Source organism: Shewanella sp. BJSY2023SW007, from assembly GCF_047314525.1.
Taxonomy (GTDB): Bacteria; Pseudomonadota; Gammaproteobacteria; order Enterobacterales; family Shewanellaceae; genus Shewanella; species Shewanella chilikensis.
This window is the reverse complement of record NZ_JBKORL010000101.1, coordinates 45,775-60,243: the sequence shown is the minus strand read 5'-3', so window position 1 is coordinate 60,243 and position 14,469 is coordinate 45,775. Positions and strand designations below refer to the sequence as shown.

Annotated in this window: 16 protein-coding genes; 6 read left to right on the top strand and 10 right to left on the bottom strand. The window is 55.0% G+C overall.

The annotated features are described in order from the left end of the window. The first annotated feature begins 7 nt into the window (after positions 1-7). Positions 8-439, top strand: a complete 432-nt coding sequence (locus ACMHXE_RS18245) for a universal stress protein (protein ID WP_101057589.1) — start codon at positions 8-10, stop codon at positions 437-439. A gap of 25 nt (positions 440-464) precedes the next feature. Here ACMHXE_RS18245 and ACMHXE_RS18240 read toward each other — a convergent pair whose 3' ends face one another. From ACMHXE_RS18240 to ACMHXE_RS18230, 3 genes are read right to left on the bottom strand one after another with little or no spacing between them, the layout of a single operon-like run. Next, positions 465-1,028 carry a DUF924 family protein gene (locus tag ACMHXE_RS18240; RefSeq protein ID WP_101095318.1) on the bottom strand — a complete coding sequence of 188 codons (564 nt, stop codon included), beginning with the start codon at positions 1,026-1,028 and terminating at the stop codon, positions 465-467. A gap of 25 nt (positions 1,029-1,053) precedes the next feature. Further along, positions 1,054-2,532, bottom strand: a complete 1,479-nt coding sequence (locus tag ACMHXE_RS18235) for a PH domain-containing protein (RefSeq protein ID WP_229799993.1) — start codon at positions 2,530-2,532, stop codon at positions 1,054-1,056. Positions 2,533-2,537: 5 nt separating this feature from the next. Then, positions 2,538-3,086 (bottom strand): PH domain-containing protein, encoded by a 549-nt coding sequence (locus ACMHXE_RS18230; RefSeq protein ID WP_101052709.1) that lies wholly within the window; start codon positions 3,084-3,086, stop codon positions 2,538-2,540. Positions 3,087-3,312: 226 nt separating this feature from the next. Between ACMHXE_RS18230 and ACMHXE_RS18225 the strand changes: the two genes are divergently transcribed. Beyond that, entirely contained in the window at positions 3,313-3,618 is a 306-nt protein-coding gene (locus ACMHXE_RS18225) for a winged helix-turn-helix domain-containing protein (RefSeq protein ID WP_039034136.1), read from the top strand. A gap of 151 nt (positions 3,619-3,769) precedes the next feature. On the opposite strand, the gene ACMHXE_RS18220 is transcribed toward ACMHXE_RS18225, so the two are convergent. The 7 genes from ACMHXE_RS18220 to ACMHXE_RS18190 all read right to left on the bottom strand — a co-directional run bounded on the left by ACMHXE_RS18220 (position 3,770) and on the right by ACMHXE_RS18190 (position 9,011). Further along, positions 3,770-4,105 (bottom strand): DUF2956 domain-containing protein, encoded by a 336-nt coding sequence (locus ACMHXE_RS18220; RefSeq protein WP_101052713.1) that lies wholly within the window; start codon positions 4,103-4,105, stop codon positions 3,770-3,772. Positions 4,106-4,274: 169 nt separating this feature from the next. Beyond that, positions 4,275-5,120 (bottom strand): heme ABC transporter ATP-binding protein, encoded by an 846-nt coding sequence (locus ACMHXE_RS18215; protein WP_101052715.1) that lies wholly within the window; start codon positions 5,118-5,120, stop codon positions 4,275-4,277. A gap of 8 nt (positions 5,121-5,128) precedes the next feature. Beyond that, positions 5,129-6,148, bottom strand: coding sequence for a FecCD family ABC transporter permease (locus ACMHXE_RS18210; protein ID WP_071238416.1), 1,020 nt, complete (start codon positions 6,146-6,148; stop codon positions 5,129-5,131). 2 nt (positions 6,149-6,150) lie between these two features. Beyond that, positions 6,151-6,990, bottom strand: a complete 840-nt coding sequence (locus tag ACMHXE_RS18205) for a heme/hemin ABC transporter substrate-binding protein (RefSeq protein ID WP_157823001.1) — start codon at positions 6,988-6,990, stop codon at positions 6,151-6,153. Between the two features lie 64 nt (positions 6,991-7,054). After that, on the bottom strand, positions 7,055-7,462 hold the full coding sequence (locus ACMHXE_RS18200; RefSeq protein ID WP_025008886.1) for an ExbD/TolR family protein: 408 nt from the start codon (positions 7,460-7,462) through the stop codon (positions 7,055-7,057). Next, positions 7,459-8,175 carry a MotA/TolQ/ExbB proton channel family protein gene (locus ACMHXE_RS18195; RefSeq protein ID WP_028779489.1) on the bottom strand — a complete coding sequence of 239 codons (717 nt, stop codon included), beginning with the start codon at positions 8,173-8,175 and terminating at the stop codon, positions 7,459-7,461. The genes ACMHXE_RS18200 and ACMHXE_RS18195 overlap by 4 nt, the downstream gene beginning before the upstream one ends. Positions 8,176-8,189: 14 nt before the next feature. After that, positions 8,190-9,011: a TonB family protein gene (locus ACMHXE_RS18190; protein ID WP_413732998.1), complete on the bottom strand. Its 822-nt coding sequence runs from the start codon at positions 9,009-9,011 to the stop codon at positions 8,190-8,192. A 451-nt stretch (positions 9,012-9,462) separates the two neighbouring features. Between ACMHXE_RS18190 and ACMHXE_RS18185 the strand changes: the two genes are divergently transcribed. From ACMHXE_RS18185 to ACMHXE_RS18170, 4 genes are read left to right on the top strand one after another with little or no spacing between them, the layout of a single operon-like run. Beyond that, entirely contained in the window at positions 9,463-11,514 is a 2,052-nt protein-coding gene (locus ACMHXE_RS18185; protein WP_413733029.1) for a TonB-dependent hemoglobin/transferrin/lactoferrin family receptor, read from the top strand. An 11-nt stretch (positions 11,515-11,525) separates the two neighbouring features. After that, positions 11,526-12,074 carry a heme utilization cystosolic carrier protein HutX gene (gene hutX, locus ACMHXE_RS18180; protein ID WP_373296776.1) on the top strand — a complete coding sequence of 183 codons (549 nt, stop codon included), beginning with the start codon at positions 11,526-11,528 and terminating at the stop codon, positions 12,072-12,074. Next, positions 12,071-12,604, top strand: coding sequence for a heme utilization protein HutZ (gene hutZ / locus ACMHXE_RS18175; RefSeq protein ID WP_101052727.1), 534 nt, complete (start codon positions 12,071-12,073; stop codon positions 12,602-12,604). Before hutX ends, hutZ begins: the two co-directional genes overlap by 4 nt. A gap of 32 nt (positions 12,605-12,636) precedes the next feature. Next, positions 12,637-14,460, top strand: coding sequence for an ABC transporter transmembrane domain-containing protein (locus tag ACMHXE_RS18170; RefSeq protein ID WP_240905207.1), 1,824 nt, complete (start codon positions 12,637-12,639; stop codon positions 14,458-14,460). Positions 14,461-14,469: the final 9 nt, after the last annotated feature.

Genomic DNA, 14,469 nt, shown 5'->3' with positions numbered 1-14,469 from the left:
GGTCGCTATGCGTAACAAAGATATCCTCTGGCCCACTGATTTCAGTGATACAGCCGCGAGCGCATTGAGATATGCTATTGAAATGGCTAATCTTTACCATGTGGGGCTGCGAATTTTGCACGTGGTCGATCAGCCTTTCGGTGATGAAAACTATCAGCTGTTGATCATCACTCCGGAAGAACTGGCGCAAACCATGGAGAAGGCTGCGGCCGAGAAGATGCATGAGTTGCTGGCCAAGCTGAAAAGCCCACTGAAGATTGAAACTGTTATTCGCCGCGGTGACGCGGTTGATGAGATCCTGGCCGAAGCCGAGTCTGCCGATGTTGGCATGATAGTGATTGCCAGCCATGGTCGCAGTGGCCTGGCCCATTTTCTCAGCACCAATGTGGCCGAGGCCGTGGCCAACAAGGCTCGCTGCCCCGTGTTGGTGGTGAAGTAACAAGTCGATACTGCTTGAATGAGTACTAGAACGAGGAGCCGGGCTGCTCGAGAAAGGCCTGCTCCTCGGCGGTCGACTGCCGTCCCAATATGGCATTGCGATGGGGATAACGGCCAAACCTGTCAATAATCGCCTTGTGCCTCAACTCAAAGTCATAGTTGTCCCTGGTTTGTTCCGAGGCGAACAGTTCCAGGGCTTTTTGATGAATAACCGCCGACTCGCTGTGCATAAAGGGCATATAAAGAAATGCCAGCATAGGGGCTTGCAGCTGTTTGTCGGCGCCAATGCTGATCGCCTCCTGCGCTAAAGCCAATGCCATGGGATCGGCACTGAAGGCATCGGGAGTATCGCGGTGAATGTTGCGCGAGAACTGATCCAGCAGCAAAATTTCCGCCAGGCGCCCTTGTGGCGTTTGCCGCCAATGCCATAATTCGCCCTGACGGGCCGCATTTAGCAAGGCGCCGAAACGGCGATCAATTGTGTTGTCAAACTCAGGATCCTTGTCCCACCAAGCTTTGGGGCTTATCTCTTCAAACCAAAAATGGATTACCCGTTGTGGCCTGTACTCGGAAGCGATTTGAGCTGGCATGACAATTCCTTCTATTTGAATAGGATTAAATCCAGTTGCTGTAATCATGGGCGATAAGCCCAAGGGTTTGCGCCGCGATATCCTGCGCCTTGGCCAGCGGGATGGCTGGTAGTGTCAGTTCGCCGCTGGCGAGCCCAAGTTTGAGGCTCGCGAGGCCTCGGCGTTTTTGGCCCCTGCTTTGGATCAACTGCAGATGTTGCACCTTGCCCAGCGGCACCAACTGCCAACTGTGACCTAGGAGCCCTTTGTGGATCCAGAGATCGTTTTCAACCCGCCAAAAACCCCATTGACGATAGCGTAGATAAAGCGCCAGGACAGCCAACACTCCGACCAGCAACAGCAACCAGGTCTCTACTGCCGAGCCGATAAATGCCCACGCCAGCGGCGCCGGCGTTAAGCACCACAGCGCCCTATAGTAAAACCAGCTCGGGTGAATGGGGTGCCAACGATTGGGAATACCGTCGGCCTTGCTGCTTCTTTGGTTGAGCCTTTTCAGCAGGCGATGCACTTCGCCTCTACCGAGCGATGGAACCAACATGTGATTGTTGCTGCCGCCTTCCACTTCATTGCCTTTTATCTGCTTGAAGCTCAGAGTCCAGCGTTTCAGCCAGCGGGCCAGCAACGGCTGCTGCAAACTGATGAGTTGAATTCTGTGCTGCTTGAGTATGTCTTGCTGGTGGGACAGCAGGCCGCCGCTACGCTGTAAGGTCTCCGACTCCTGGGTCAGGCGATAGGGGACATATTTCAGCAGCGCCGCGACTATTGAGATCAAGGAAAACAACAGATAGCCAAGGAGCAGAAGGCCGACAAGGAACCCCAGCTCCAGCAGCAGGTTGCCACTGAGCTGCTGCTGATGCCAGTCGAAGACTTGTGTCAGCCCCAGCTCCATCAGTTGACTGCCTTCGAGCTGGCTGAGTACCGGGCCTGCGATGACGGCAAACCAAACAAAATTATTTTGATACAGGCCAAAGAGTGCCAGCTCTGCCAGGGACTTCTTCACCAGTAAGCGGGAGTTTGGTGGTGCAGAGGCGGGGGCGCTTTCGTCTGTGTCGGCCCGTTTCATCAATTGCCGCCTCAGTGACTCGGCCTGAGCTTGAGTGACTGCGCTCAAGCAGGCTTCATCCTTGGCTGAACCCGCAGTTTCCACTATCAAGTTACCCAGTCGCAAAGGCTTAAAGTAAAAAGGCTGTTCCAGACGCACATTCTGAATTCTGTCTATCGGCAGCTCGACTTTACGTTTGAACAGGGCGCCGCTGTGGACCTCGAGTTGCCCTCGAGTCAAGCGATAACGGAATTTACGCCAGCTCAACAGCCCATGGGCAAAAATCACTATCAGGGTCAATGCCAGTGCCAGTGGCAGCCAGACGGAGTCAAATCCCTGCTGCCAGCCGGTATAGAGAATAGGCACCAGGGCATAGCCGTTGCTGAGGAAGTGCTTTAGGCTGGAGAGGCTGAAACTGATGATTGCCCAAGGCGAGAGTGAGTGCCAATTGGCTTGCTGCACCTGGCTCAATTCGGCGTCTCCATCAAGGTGCCACTAACATTTTTACTTGCCAGAGACAGCAGATGTTGGCGCAGCGCTTCGGCGACTTCAATATCCAGCCCGGGCAGACTCACCTCGGCCGCCGAACTGCCGGCACTGTAGCAGCGCAAACTTGTCAGTCCGAAATGGCGCTGCAATGGCCCCTGAGACAGGCTCACATGTTGCAGCCTGCTGGCCGGCATGGCGGTATGGCTCTGCCACCAAAGCCCTTCACGCAGCAAAATGCCGTATTCACAAACGCCATAAGCCATGGCTTCGGCTTGTTTTAGATTGAGCCAGGTCTTGAATCCCAAAAGCAGCAGAGCCAGTGTGACCGAGATGATGACTCCAAGACCACTCAGCTTGGCGCTGAGCAGTAAAGCAGGCACTAGTAGCAGTATGACCAGCGCCATCAGCAACAGGTTTTGCCACAGCAATTGTTGACGGTAGCGGGGAGACAAGGGGGCCAAGGGTTGGCTGTCAAAGCCCAACCACTGCTGCTGAGGCAGGGGCGAGTGGGGCGAGCGGATATCCATGTGCTTTGAGTCCTTGAGGCATTGACCTGACTATAGCAATAGAGAGTTTGTCGCTTCAAGCCGCTAACTCGGATGGCAGAGACTTGATGCAGTTCCGGATCCTGAGCGATTGCACTTGTGTTAACAACTGGATATCAAGTAGTTTGGTTGCAAGACTTTGTTGCCTATGTGGCGCTCGTTTTCTCAAACGCGCCGCTACTGGCTGTAAACCATCAGGACGATGAGTATGTTCCAAGCCGATAAGGTATCCAAACAGCAAACTGCCTTTTTACGTAAGCTCTATCTGGCCCACCTGATAGACGATAGCCAACATAACCTGCTGTCCTTACAGAAGGAAACCGGCATGCCGCGCCGCACTTTGCAAGATGCCATTGCCGCCTTCGGCGATATAGGTATTCAGGTGGACTTTATTCAGGATGGCCGCAGGAATAATTCAGGGCACTACCACATCCGCACCTGGGGCCCGATTAACAGTGCCTGGGTTGGCACTCACCTGGAGCAGATCCGCACTCTGCTGTTTAGCGACATCTGAGCTTCTCTGTTGCCATTAACCGGCAGAAAGTTTACGGATTATTGTATCTTAAATCATGCCGTAACTTGTTCGTGTGTGGCTGAACTCGCGGTGAGGAAGTTATTTTTATAGCCTTACTTGCTCTCAAATAAAATTTAAGCAATTGATAAAGTTATATAAATACAAACCAAATCCAGCTTAAAATGAGCAGTGTCCAAGGTAACAAGAGTTGCCACTTGGGGATGTAGCTTGAAGGTATTTCGCTTGCCGCGACGCCGTCATCTTCGCCGGACTGAAGTTTCTTTTTCTGCCTCAGCTCTTGTTTGCGCGCCTTGTCTCTTTCCCTGGCCTTGGCCTTTTGTTGCTTCTTGTATTCAGCAATGCCTTTCTCTATGCCCTGGGCAATGAGGCGGGTTTGCTCCTTGGTCTGCCCCGCCTTTTGAGTGGCTTTGGCCACGCGCATGGCTTCGGTTTGGGTTTCGTTGGAAATCGCTGGCTTCTTGTTCATCTCTGATGGGGTTGATGGCTGACCCAAGAATTATACCTGCCTGCTTGGAGTTCTGACCACAGACGGCTTCACATCAAAGGCGCTTGTCGGTGCTGAACTTGTTCGGGGTCAAATGCTCTTATGGCAGGGCCATATTGCAAGGGCTTTTATTGTCAAGATTTTGATCGCTTCAAAAATAGAGTCTCTGCCCCTGCGCGTCGGCGAAGGTACCCGGTTGATAGTGCCAGACCCTGGAAATCAGTTCAGGCGTCAAAGCCTGTTGAGGCTCGCCCTGAACCAGGAGTTTTCCTTTGTCCAAAACCAGCAACTGATCGGCATAGTGACTGGCCTGGTTGAGGTCGTGCAGCACGGCCAATACAGTGTAGCCCTGCTCATGTGCCAGCTCTCTGGCGAGCCGCAGTACTCTGTGTTGCTGGGCCAAATCCAGCGCCGAAGTGGGTTCATCCAACAAGAGTACAGGCGAGTGCTCGGCCTGGGCCAATTGAGTCAAAACCCTGGCCAACTGAACCCGCTGGCGTTCACCGCCGGACAGTGCCGGATAGCTGCGCTCACTCAGGTGAGCCAGATCCAGACGCCACAGTTGCTGCTCAACCAGTTGGGCGGCATCTCTGGCACTGAGACTGAGAGGATACAGGCCCATGGCTACCACTTCACGAACGCTGAAGGGAAAGCTGAGACTCGAGTGTTGCGGCAACATGGCCAGATGCCTGGCCAAGGCTTGTTTCGGCCACTGCCCAAGAGGCGAGCCGTGAAAGCTTATCCGCCCGGCATCGGCCTTGAGCTCCTGAGTTAACAGCCGCAGCAGACTGGACTTGCCAGCGCCATTGGGCCCCAATAGAGCGTAAAATTGGCCGCTTTGCAGTCGGCAACTGACATCGGTCAGCAAGGGCTTGTTGTCGACTCTGGCATGGAGATGTTTGAGCTCCAGTACTTGCTCAGTAACTACGGTGGACTCAAATGATATAGCCGGTGTCTGTGCGGCAGTTGTTGTGGTCACGGATTCGAGTGAAGGCATGGAGTACCTCAATAAAGCTTACGTCGCTGACTTAGCAGCAGATAGAGGAAGAAGGGAGCGCCGAGCAGAGCCGTCATCAGGCCGACAGGGATCTCGGCCGGTGACATCAAGGTGCGGGCCCCTGAGTCGGCCAAGGCCAGCAGCACGGCGCCGAGAATGGCACTCAGCGGCAGCAGTTGCCGATGATCCGGCCCCTTGAGCAGCCGCACCAGATGTGGTACCACCAGTCCGATAAAACCTATGATGCCGGTGGCCGCCACGGCAACACCGACACCCAAAGAGCAGAGTAAGATCAACTTCAGCTTGAGCCTGTCTACCTCTATGCCCAGATGACGCGCCTCGGATTCGCCAAGCAACAGGGCGTTGAGCGCCAATGCCTGTTTGTTGAACTGCCAACTCACCAAGGCCAGTACCGGCAGACAGATAAATACAGATTGCCAACTGGCACCGGCGATGGCCCCCAGTTGCCACAGGCTGAGATCCCGCAGTGCCATGTCGTTGGCAAGGAAAGTCAGCATGCCAATTCCGGCACCGGCCAGGGCGGTAATAGCCACCCCGGCCAGCAAGAGTAACACCACTGAGGTGCTGCCACCTGAAGTGGCGAGCCGGTAAACCAGTAAACTGGTTGCCAGACCGCAGAGAAAAGCACCAAGGGGGACGGCATAGCTGCCAAGATGTGGCAGTAGCACTATGCAGATGGCGGCTCCCAGCGCCGCGCCCGAGGACACACCTATGATGCCGGGATCCGCCAGAGGGTTACGAAACAGGCCTTGCATTACGGCGCCGCACTGTGCCAACAGGGCGCCGACAATCAGTGCCAGCAAGGTTCTCGGCAGACGGACATTTTGCACTATCAGGGCATTGGCTTCCTGCCCGGCGGCGATTGAGCCAAGCAGGGAGTCGATTATATCGCTCAAGCCTATGGTCACAGGTCCGGTTGCTATCGAGAGCAATGCGGAAAACAGCAGCAGGCTGGCGAGTCCTGGCCAGAGCCAGGGATGGCGGTGGGGGGGCAGCACGGCAGCCATGATTATTGCTCCAGCAGTTCCTGATTCAGGGATTCGGCCGCTTCAATGGCGGAGATACCCAATCCCCCGAGCAATGCCTGAGGTTGAAGATCCCGGATCAAACCGGCTTTTCCGGCCGGAGTATGGGCCAGTAGCGGCATGCTCTTCAGTAGCTTATCGGCTTGAGGTTCGGGTTGCTCGCTGGCGCTTGAGAGTAAAATCAGCTCTGGCTTGAGCGCCAGAATGCCTTCCTGAGACAGGCTGCGGTAGCCGCTGAAGTCGGCGGCGTTGGTGGCACCGGCCAGCTGGATAATGATATCGGCGGCCGTATCGGCGCCGCCGACCCTGGCGGGACGCTCTGACTGCAACAACATAAACATGACTCTGGGTGGATGTTCGAATTTGGCCGCTGATTGCGCCAATTGCTGTAACCTGTCACCCAGGGTATTGGCCAGTTCGGTGGCGGCTTTTTCCTTATTCAGAGCCTTTCCCAGAGTGAGAATATTTTGCTGTAGTTGCTCGGCGGTATCGGCCGCATTCAGGGTGATAACCGGCACACCGGCCTGTTTTACCAGCTCTATACTGCTGGCCGGTCCCATCACAGAGGTGCCAATCAGGAGATCCGGTTTTTGCGCCAATATGCCCTCGGCTGAAAGCATTCTGTGGTAGCCGAGTCTTGGCAGTTTCAGCGTTCCTGGCAGGGCGCTGCTGGCGTCAACAGCCACCAGTTGTGGGGCGGCATCCAATGCCAGTACCAATTCAGTGACGCCGGCACCGGCACTGATCACTCGCTTGGGAGGTTCTTCTGCGGCAAAAAGCGGCATGGCGAGCAGGCCACAGAGGAAGATAAGAGAGTTTTTCATTCTAGCTCCAAAATAATTCAGGGACTCATCGCCACAGACTTGTGTCTGAGGTTTCATCAGTTGTTTAGGGTTCCATCAGGACCCTGGTCTGGCTGATCTCCAGCCGTTGCAGCAGACTCAGCAGTTGCATCAGCGGCTGGACTCTTGCCTCCTTGTCGGCGGCTACCACCAAAGTCAGTTCGGGATTGTCGGCCAGCGCCTGAGTCAGTGCCTGCTCGAACGCGTCGAACCGGGCAAATTTTTGTTCGTTGAGCGCCCAGAACGGCGCCTGGGGTAACACGCTTACCGTCAATTGAGTCTGTGCTTGTGGGCTCAAAGTTGTGGCACTGTTATCCGGCACTTCAATCGGCAGGCTCAATAACTTGGGATTGGCTGTGAGCAGCAAAAACACCAGCACAATGAAGATGATGTCTATCAAGGGGGTTAGATCCAGGCCGCTATCCAGGCCATGCTCTTCCTTAATTTCAATCATGACAGCGGCTCCGGATGGCGACGCTTGCCATTGATTTGACTGAGTTTGGTCAGGTTAAAAGCAGCGTAATCATTGTCTTCGCCCTGCAGTGGAACCCCTTCCAGCCAAAGGTTGAGTTGATTCAGTACATGGGCGCAGGAGGCCACTGAGCGCTCGGCCCAGAGTCCGAACAGCTGCGCGCCCAACAGCGCGGGTACGGCGATCAACAGGCCGGCGGCTGTGGTGTACATGGCCAATCCCAAGCCTGAAGCCAACAAGGCCGGAGTGATACTGTCACTCTGATTGGCGCCAATGTCATTGAACATCTCCAGTAACCCCAGCACAGTGCCGAGTAAACCCAGAAGCGGGCTGATGGCACCTATGTATTGCAGCAACTTGAGCCCGGCGTGGAGTTTGCGTTTCTCCTTTGCCAGCCAAAGTGACAACAACTCTTCCCGCAGCGCCTTGGGTTGTGCGGCCTGTCTCAGCAAATGGCGGGCACCGCAGGAAATCAGTCCCCGGTTATCTTTCAGGCGTTCAAGCAGGCTGTCACAGCTTTCATCCAGTGTGCCGCTGCGCAATTCGCCGAGCCAGGATTGGCGCCTGAACAGGCTCGGCAACAAGATGGCAAAGCGCTCCAGCAATATCATCAGGGTCAGAAAGGCGCAGATGAGCAAAGGCCAAGTGAGATCGCCAAGTTGCTGGTGCAGGCTTTGGTACAAACTTAATTCCATCGTGTCTCCAACTGTTAATTAAGGGCGAAGCGAACCGGCACCCTGACTTTGAAACGGGCGGCTGAGGCTTGGGAAGGAATGCTGAACTGCCAGTGGCGTACGGCGGCCAATGCCGCTTCATCCAGAATGGAATAGCCTGAGCTGCTGACGAGCAGGGCGTTTTGGGTTTTGCCTTGATGATCAAAGAAGATGTCTACCAGAGCCGTGCCCTCAAAGCCCCGCTTGCGGGCGAGTCTGGGGTAGTTCGGTGGCGTCGGCGGGCTGGCAAAAACAGGCTCAGCCAGCTCTATTGTGTGATTCAGCCCTGAGGTGGTGGCTGTTAGAACCGGCGACGAAGGAATGCCCGGCTTTTCCTCATGGGGCACAGGCTCTTCTTGCTGAGTTGTTGAGGCGTGTTTCGGTTCAGATTTATCTTCTCTCTCTCGCGGTTTTTCCTGAGTCGGTTGTGGCTTACTCATCTTTGAGGCTTGTTTCTGACTCGCTTTGGCAGGTTTGGCATTTAGCTGCTCAGACTTTGGTTGCTCAGACTTTGGCGACTCAGGGTTTGCCACATTCTGCTTCAACGGTTTTTTATATTGAGGTTCGCTATGTTCAGCTTCTTTATGCTTAGCGGATGGGGCCTTTGCCGCGGGGTGGCTTTCGGCGGTAGCAGCCTGGTTTTGAGTCTGGGCAGAGGCAGTTTGGGGCGCTGCAGCAGGGGCTGCGCTGAAACTCAGCTGCAAACCGCCCTTGGTGGGCATTACCAAAGGATCTGGGGGGGCTGTCTGAGAGGCCAATACCGCACTCTGAAGTGACAATGCCATGAGCGCAAAACCACAATAACGCTTGGGGGTCACGCCGTTACTCCTGTTTACAACCGCTTGTTGCTGCGGGTGAATGTTCAAATTCAACTAAGCAAGGACCCGTAAGGCTCAATGCTGTTCTGTTTTGGGTCGGCTCTGTCCCTGAGCCGCCACCATTCCATGGTTCCTACTTTTACTGCCTAACCAGTTTTTACCGCTTGGCTAGCTTTTACCGTTTGAATAGCACCGCATTTCGTACCGACAAATGGCTTAGCTTCCCGAGTAACTTTCCCTTTCTTCAGATTAAAATATATTAGAGTAAATAATATTGCAAATGATAATAATTACTATTTGATCATCTTCTAAAGTTAAGCTAGAGTGCCGGCGTAAGTGGTGTTATCCCGGGCTTGCTGTTTGCCCCTGGGCTCAATTTATTTTCAGTAATGCCACTCCCATGAGAAAGGCTGGAGATACAGCCTGATAATCTGTTTGAGGATCAAAGATGATGAATAGAAAGCCGCTGGTTATGGCTATTACTCTGGCATTGGGGACTCCCCTCCTGAGTTTGGCCGCTGTTGCCGAGCAGGTAAAAACAGCTGAATTTGATGAAGTGCTGGTAAGTGCTACCCGCATTCAGGAGAAAGTCTCTGAGTCCAGCCGCAGTGCAGTGGTTGTCGGCGAAGAGCAGTTGGCTGAGAAGCAGGGCGACTCGGTGGCCGAAGTGCTCAAAACGGAAGCCAACATCAATATCGCCAATGGCCCCAGGGCGTCTGCCCAACAGGTGGAAATTCGTGGCCTCAGTGGCCAGAGAGTATTGCAGACCATAGATGGTGCCAGGCAAAACACCAGCGCTGGCCATAGAGGCACCTTCTTTATGGATCCTGAGCTGCTCAGTTCTATCGAGGTGGTACGCGGCCCGGCTTCCAGCCTTTGGGGCAGTGGCGCCATAGGTGGCATGGTATCACAAAATACCAAGTCGGCAAGAGAGATGCTCGACGAAGGCCAGAGCTTTGGTGGTTATCTCAAGCAAGGTTATGAAGCCAATGGCCAGCGCAGCAAGAGCAGTGGTGCCATTTATGGTGCCAAGGGCAGTATCGACTGGTTGCTGAACGGCAGCTACAGCGACGGCGACAATATCAAGGCCGGTAATGACAATACCCTGGAAAACAGCGCCAGCCGCAGCCGCAGTGGTTTGGCCAAGTTTGGTTGGCAGTTGGACGAGGCACAAAGGCTGCAGCTTTCCGGCAGGATCAATGAGATCTCCGAGGCCGTGCCCAGCAATCCGGCCACAGGTGTCAGCAATAGTGTGCCTCTGGTGCGCCGTGACAGCAAAGATTCCAACCTGACCCTGGACTACAGCCTGGCACCAAGGGGCAATGCCTTGCTGGATCTGGATGCCAAGTTCTACTGGAACAAGACAGATTATGATGAGAATCGCCTGACCAAGGGCCAGTTCGACACCACAGAATATGAAACCCTGGGGTTCAGTATCGCCAATCGCAGTCAATGGCAGGGGCTCAAATTAACCTATGGTCTGGATGGCTACCGCGACCAGATAGAAACCTTCCGTGATGACAGCGGCCAGAGCGGTCAGCGTCCCGGCAACATAGATGGTGAGTCTCGGGTGTGGGGCGCTTTCGTGGCCGCCAATATCGCCCTGGGGGAAAACTGGTCATTGGATCCGGCGCTGCGTTACGACAGCTTTGAAAACGAAAGCAATAACCTGGGTCATTCCAGTGATGACGATGCTTTGTCTCCCTCGTTGGCACTGGTGTGGAAGACAGCGCCATGGCTGACACTCAGTGCCCGTTACGATGAAGCCTTCCGCGCGCCATCAGTGGAGGAGATGTACTCCAGCGGCACTCACTATTGTATTCCATCCATCCCCAATTTCTTGCCCAACGGCCTGTGTAATACCTTCGAGGTCAATGAAAGCCTCAAGGCTGAAAAGGCCAAGAACAAGGAACTGAAGGCCGATATGCGCTTTGCTGAGCTGGCGGGCAACGATGAGTTGGCGCTGAGCTTGAGTGTATTCAGAAACGATGTCGATGACTTTATTGAGCAGCGGGTGACCAATCCATTGCATGGTATTCCCAGGCTTGAGCAGAATACCCGTTGGGATAACGTCGACAAGGCCAGGCTGACCGGTTTCGAACTGACGGGGAAGTATCGTATCAATCAGACCCGCTTATCACTCAGCTATGGTCAGACTGAAGGCAAGGACAGGCATGACGGAGGTTATCTGGCCAATATTCCGGCCAACAAGCTGGTGCTCGACTTATCGCAAGGGATCATGGCGGGCGATATGAAGCTGGGGACCCGGGTCAGCTATAACGCCAGTCAAGACAGGGTGCCTGAAAACAACCCGGTTAACCGCTACCAGGACTACACCCTATGGGATGTGTATCTGGCTTGGGAGCCTGCCATGGGGGCCTTCGAAGGACTGCGAGTCGACTTTGCCATTGAAAACATTGGCGATGAAGAATACATCCAAGCCTGGCAAACCCTGATGGATCAAGGGCGCAACTTCAAGCTCTCGGCCCGTTACCGTTTCTGATGGAGCAACAGATGCAGATAAGCGATACAACAAGGGCGGCCGCTGGCCGCCTGCAGATAGCCGCCGCCATGCTGGAACACCCTGAATGGTTGCCGGCCGATGCCGCCGCCAATCTTGGGATTTCTGAGCTTGAGGTGGTGCAGGCATTACCGGCCGAGCAGCAGCAATTCTTGCCGCTGGAATGGTTGGAAGCCCTGTTGCAGGCACTGCCTGAGTGGGGCAAGTTGACCACCATAGTCACAGTTGCCGGGCAGATATTTGAATTTAAAGGCGACTTCCCCAAGGGAAAGACGGCTCATGGCTACTTTAACCTCTACAGCAAGGGAGATGGCCTGCATGGCCATCTGAAATTGGAGAATTTCAGTGCCATCGCTTTGATAAGTCGTCCATTTCGGGGCACTGAAAGCCATTCGATTAACTTCTTTGGCCCTGATGGCGCCATCGTTTTTAAGGTCTATCTGGGCCGGGATCAACAACGCAAGCTGCTGCCGCCACAGTTGGCACTGTTTGCCGACTGGCGTCACCGTGGTGAAGTGACAGCAAAAAAGGGGGAAATATGACCAGTGAGAACCAACGCCTGCAGGAAAAACTGCTGCCGGAAATTGAAGAGTTTAAACAGGGGCGCACTACCTTGCAGTTGGCGACCCAGGATGCCAACGGGGTCCCCAATGCCAGCTATGCGCCGTTCGCGCTGGCCGATGATGGCTTCTATATTCTGGTAAGCGATCTGGCGCGTCACGGTATTAATCTCAAACAGTCACCGCGGGTATCTGTGATGCTGGTGGAAGACGAAGCCGAGGCGCGCAGCGTGTTTGCCCGCCGTCGCTTGACCTTTGATGCCGCTGCCGAACTGATAGCAAGAGACAGCCCAAGCTTTGCCAAAGGGGTACAGGTGCTGTCCGGGCGCTTCGGTGAGATGATAGATAACCTGGCGGCATTGACCGATTTCAACCTGTTTAAGCTGGTGCCCGAGCGCGGTCTCTATGTCAAAGGTTTTGGCCAGGCGTTCAGTCTCAGCGGTGCCGAGTTGTTGGATGTCAACTGGATGCGTGATGGTCACCATGGAACGCCCAAGGCTGTGTCTGCCTGAACTGGACTCATCGGCGCTTTGGCGCCACAATCCTGATTAATAGTCACTGTCTGGATTTTCTATTGTCTGCTCCTCAAATCGCTTCGGCTCGGATCCTGCCCTGGATCCTGAGCTTTCTTAAGCCTTATCGTTTGCGGGTTGCCCTGGCGCTGCTGTTTTTGCTGCTGGGGTCATTGGCCTGGCTGGCTCTGGGGCAAGGGGTTCGCTTGATAGTGGATGAGGGCTTTATGGCCGACAACTCGGGCCGCCTCAACGAAATTGTGTTGTTTATTCTGGGGATCACCCTGGTCAGTGCCGTGGCCGTGTTCTGCCGCTTTTATCTGATGACCTGGCTCGGTGAGAAAGTCAGCAACGATATTCGCCGCTTGGTGTATCACAGGTTACTGGAACAAAGCCCGGTGTTTTTCGCCCGCTTGCGCACCGGGGAAATCATCTCCCGTTTCACCGCCGACAGTACTCTGTTGCAGACAGTTATCGGTTCTAGCCTGTCGATGGCACTGCGATCTTCAGTGACCACTATAGGTGGCTTGGTGATGATGGCTTTTACCAGCATCAAGCTCACGGCCTTGGTGCTGCTGGCCGTACCGCTGGTGTTGGTGCCTGTAGGTTTGCTTGGGCGGCGGGTACGCAAGCTTGCGCGCACCAGTCAGGACAGTGTCGCCGATCTCGGTGCCTATGTGGATGAAACCTTGCATGAGATCCACACGGTACAATCCTATGGTCACGAGGCTCGCGATCGCGACAATTTTGACGGCTACCTGGCGGCGGTGATGCGTGCTGCCAGTGGCCGCATCCGTTATCGCTCGGCGTTGATCTCCTCTGTCATGTTGCTGACTATCGGTGCCATAGTGGCTGTGACCTGGGTGGGGGCCAGAGACGTAATGGCCGGTGCGGTCAGCGCCGGTGAGCTGTCGGCATTCATGTTTTACGCCATGATGGTGGCTGGCGCCGTGGCCACCATAAGCGAAGTGATAGGGGATATTCAGCGGGCTGCCGGTGCCAGTGAACGCTTGATGGAGCTGGCCGAGTCCAAGGCAAATATTGCCGAGCCGGCCAAGCCGCTGGCGCTGCCCAGTCCGCTTAAGGGAGAACTCAGAATAGAGCAGCTGAGTTTTGCCTATGATGAGGGTGCAGCAGTGCTTGAGGATCTCAATATCCATATTCAACCCGGTGAACGGGTGGCTCTGGTTGGGCCCAGCGGCGCCGGCAAGAGTACGTTGTTTCAGTTGCTGCAGCGTTTCTATCAGCCGAGTTGCGGCCGCATTCTGCTCGATGGCGTCGATATCGCTTCTGTATCATTGGCGAGCCTGAGGGCACAGTTTGCCCTGGTGCCCCAGGAGTCGGTGATCTTTGCTACCAGTGTGCTGGAAAATGTGCGTTATGGCCGCCCGGAGGCCAGCCTGGAAGAGGTGGTTGCCGCCTGCAAGGGTGCCAGAGCTCATGAATTTATCAGTGAGTTTGCCCAGGGGTATGATACCTATTTGGGTGAGCGTGGCGTGCGCCTTTCCGGTGGTCAAAAGCAGCGAATTGCCATTGCCCGCGCCATCTTGGCCCGCAGGCCTTTACTGCTGCTCGATGAAGCCACCAGTGCCCTGGATGCGGTCAGTGAAGTCAAGGTCAAGCAGGCTTTGGATGAGTTGATGGCGGGACGAACCACTCTCATCATAGCCCACAGGTTGGCGACAGTGCTCAATGCCGACCGTATTCTGGTGCTGGAGCGGGGGCGATTATTGGCCAGTGGCAGCCACAGCGAGTTGATGCAAACCAGCCCGCTGTACCGTGAGTTTGCCAGTCTGCAGTTGCTCGCGCCCGATACTCTGGCCGGGAGCTCACACGAGCCCGGGCAGGCATCATAGCTGGCTTGA

What these genes read in the sequence shown, in the direction of transcription:
- ACMHXE_RS18240 (WP_101095318.1), bottom strand. Translation starts at nt 1,028, where the DNA reads ATGCCAGCTCAAATCGCTTCCGAGTACAGGCCACAACGGGTAATCCAT.
- hutX (WP_373296776.1), top strand. Translation starts at nt 11,526, where the DNA reads ATGCAGATAAGCGATACAACAAGGGCGGCCGCTGGCCGCCTGCAGATA.
- ACMHXE_RS18230 (WP_101052709.1), bottom strand. Translation starts at nt 3,086, where the DNA reads ATGGATATCCGCTCGCCCCACTCGCCCCTGCCTCAGCAGCAGTGGTTG.
- ACMHXE_RS18205 (WP_157823001.1), bottom strand. Translation starts at nt 6,990, where the DNA reads ATGAAAAACTCTCTTATCTTCCTCTGTGGCCTGCTCGCCATGCCGCTT.
- ACMHXE_RS18200 (WP_025008886.1), bottom strand. Translation starts at nt 7,462, where the DNA reads ATGATTGAAATTAAGGAAGAGCATGGCCTGGATAGCGGCCTGGATCTA.
- ACMHXE_RS18215 (WP_101052715.1), bottom strand. Translation starts at nt 5,120, where the DNA reads ATGCCTTCACTCGAATCCGTGACCACAACAACTGCCGCACAGACACCG.
- ACMHXE_RS18210 (WP_071238416.1), bottom strand. Translation starts at nt 6,148, where the DNA reads ATGGCTGCCGTGCTGCCCCCCCACCGCCATCCCTGGCTCTGGCCAGGA.
- ACMHXE_RS18185 (WP_413733029.1), top strand. Translation starts at nt 9,463, where the DNA reads ATGAATAGAAAGCCGCTGGTTATGGCTATTACTCTGGCATTGGGGACT.
- ACMHXE_RS18225 (WP_039034136.1), top strand. Translation starts at nt 3,313, where the DNA reads ATGTTCCAAGCCGATAAGGTATCCAAACAGCAAACTGCCTTTTTACGT.
- ACMHXE_RS18220 (WP_101052713.1), bottom strand. Translation starts at nt 4,105, where the DNA reads ATGAACAAGAAGCCAGCGATTTCCAACGAAACCCAAACCGAAGCCATG.
- ACMHXE_RS18195 (WP_028779489.1), bottom strand. Translation starts at nt 8,175, where the DNA reads ATGGAATTAAGTTTGTACCAAAGCCTGCACCAGCAACTTGGCGATCTC.
- hutZ (WP_101052727.1), top strand. Translation starts at nt 12,071, where the DNA reads ATGACCAGTGAGAACCAACGCCTGCAGGAAAAACTGCTGCCGGAAATT.
- ACMHXE_RS18245 (WP_101057589.1), top strand. Translation starts at nt 8, where the DNA reads ATGCGTAACAAAGATATCCTCTGGCCCACTGATTTCAGTGATACAGCC.